2 protein-coding genes are annotated in these 2,390 nt (G+C 73.6%); both read right to left on the reverse strand.

Annotation, left to right across the window (positions count from 1 at the left end; genetic code table 11):
- Positions 1-49: 49 nt before the first annotated feature.
- Positions 50-1,399 (reverse strand): PLP-dependent aminotransferase family protein, encoded by a 1,350-nt coding sequence (locus tag ACFU99_RS40940; protein WP_384403066.1) that lies wholly within the window; start codon positions 1,397-1,399, stop codon positions 50-52.
- Positions 1,396-2,390, reverse strand: a 995-nt coding sequence (locus ACFU99_RS40945; protein WP_384403069.1) for an alpha-hydroxy acid oxidase, incomplete at its 5' end; no start/stop codon positions are given. The genes ACFU99_RS40940 and ACFU99_RS40945, both read right to left, overlap by 4 nt.

Raw genomic sequence — 2,390 nt, forward strand, 5'->3', positions numbered from 1 at the left:
TACCGGGACGGCACGTCGCGGGCGTACGAATCCGCGGCGGTACCCGCCGTCAGAGCCGCTCGGTGATCAGCTTGGCCAGCCGGTCGAGACCCGTCTCGATCTGCTCCGTCGTCAGATAGCTGCACGACAGCCGCATCTGACGCGCCGCCGCCTCACTGTCGTGGAAGTGGCGCATCGGCGTGAACAGCACCCCGTGCTCGGTCGCCGCGATGTCGAGCAGCTCGTCGGTCACCGGGAACGGCACCGTCACCCCCACGAAGAAGCCGCCCGCCGGAGTGTTCCAGCCGACCCCCTCCAGCCCGTCGAGGCGTCGGCTCAGCCCGCGCAGCAGGCAGTCGAGATTGCGCCGGTAGATGCCGATCTGCCGCTCGTTGGCCCGCAGCAGACTGCCCCCGTGCTCCAGCAGCATCCCGCCGACCAGCGCCTGACTCACCGGCGGCGTGTTGACCGTGAGCATGCTCTTGGCCTTCGACAGCTCGTCGGCCAGCAGCCCGCCGTCCGGCCCCGCGATCCGCTGGTCCGCCACGGCGAACCCCACCCGCGCGCCGGGAAAACAGGTCTTCGCCAGCGAACCGAGATAGACCACGTGCTGCCCCGTGTCGAGCGCCTTCAGGGTCGGCGGGCGCTCGCCCTCCACCGCCTGGAAGAACCCGTACGGATTGTCCTCCAGCAGCAGCAGATCCTGCTCGGCGGCGATCTCCAGCAGCCGCCGGCGGCTGCTCACGCTCATGCTCAGGCCGCTCGGGTTGGAGAAGTCGGGCACGAGGTAGAGCGCCCGGGGCCGCAGCCCCTCGGCGCGGGCGGCCGCGATCCGGGCGAGCAGGTCGTCCAGGTCCACGCCGTCCGGGCCCTCGCCGACCGGATGGACGGGGAAGTCCAGCAGCCGCGCGGCGCCCGTCAGCCCGACGTACGTCGGCGCCACCGCCAGCACCACATCGCGGTCCGAGGCCCGCAGCGCGCGCAGCACCAGCCACAGCGCCTCCTGCGCGCCGACGGTGACCAGAACGGCCTCCGGATCGACGGCGATGCCCTCGTCCACGGCGAGCTGCCGCGCGATGAGCTCGTGGACGATGCCCTTGGTACGCCCGTACTGGAACAGCTCCCGGTGCACCCGCGTCCGGTCGTACCCCTTCGTCTCCGTCAGGTACGCGGCGTAGGCGTCGAGGTAGCGGTGCAGGTCGGCGAGGTCGAAGGTGTCCTCGCAGGGGCGGCCGGGCGCGAAGGAGATCGCGTCCGGGAAGCGGTTCGCCACCTCGTTGAGGAAGTTCATCGACAGCAGAGCCGGGTCGCGGAGCGAGGCGTGCAGATCCGCCGGGTCAAGCCGGACGGACGGGACGGATGGGATAGACGGGGCGGACGGGACGGACGGGGTGGACGCGGCGGGTTCGACCGTCGTCATCGGACACCTCCTACGGGCGTACGGTCGGCCGGAACCCGTGCCGACAGCAGCCGGACGGCGGCGAGGTCGGCGCACCCGGCGAGTTCCAGGGCGGAGCGGAGTTCGGCGGCGAGCAGGTCGAGGACCCGGCGCACGCCCGCCTCGCCTCCGGCGGCCAGCCCCCACAGGGCGGGCCGGCCGAGCAGCACGCCGCTCGCGCCCAGCGCCAGGGCCTTGAGTACGTCCGTACCGCCGCGGATTCCGCTGTCCAGCAGGACCCGGCAGCGGTCCGGCACCGCCTCGCGCACCGCCGGGAGCATCTCCACGCTGGCCACGGCGGAGTCCAGCTGCCGGCCGCCGTGGTTGGAGACCACCACGGCGTCCGCCCCGAGATCGGCGGCGAGCACGGCGTCCCGCGGGTCCATGACCCCCTTCACGATCAGCGGCAGCCGGGTCCGCTCCCGCAGCAGAGTGAGGTCGTCCCAGCTCAGCCCGGCCGCGAAGGCCCTGGCCGTGTGCTCGGCGACGGCCGAGACGCCGGGCCGCCGGTCGTGGGTCTCCTCGACGCTCGCCGGGTCCAGATTGGCGGCCGCCACATCGGTCGGCAGGGCGAAGCCGTTGCGCAGGTCCCGCAGCCGCCGCCCCATCCGGGGCACGTCCACGGTGACGACGAGCGCCGAGCAGCCCGCCTCCTCGGCCCGCGCCACCAGCTCCGCCGTGGCCCCGCGGTCGCGCAGGCAGTACAGCTGGAACCAGGTGATGCCGCCGAGCGCGGTGACGGACTCGATCGGGCGGCTGCTCAGCATGGACAGGGCGAACGGCACCCCGGCCGCCGCTGCCGCCCGCGCGGTCGCCAACTCGCCGTCCTTATGGGCCAGTTGCTGATACGCCATCGGCGCGACGGCGACCGGCAGGGCGGCGGTCGGGGCGCCGGGCAGCACGGCCTCGGTGTCGCAGCCGGAGGCGCCCGACAGCACGCGGGGCACGAGCCCGACCCGGTCCAGGGCCGACC

Source organism: Streptomyces sp. NPDC057654, assembly GCF_042800135.1.
GTDB lineage: Bacteria > Actinomycetota > Actinomycetes > Streptomycetales > Streptomycetaceae > Streptomyces.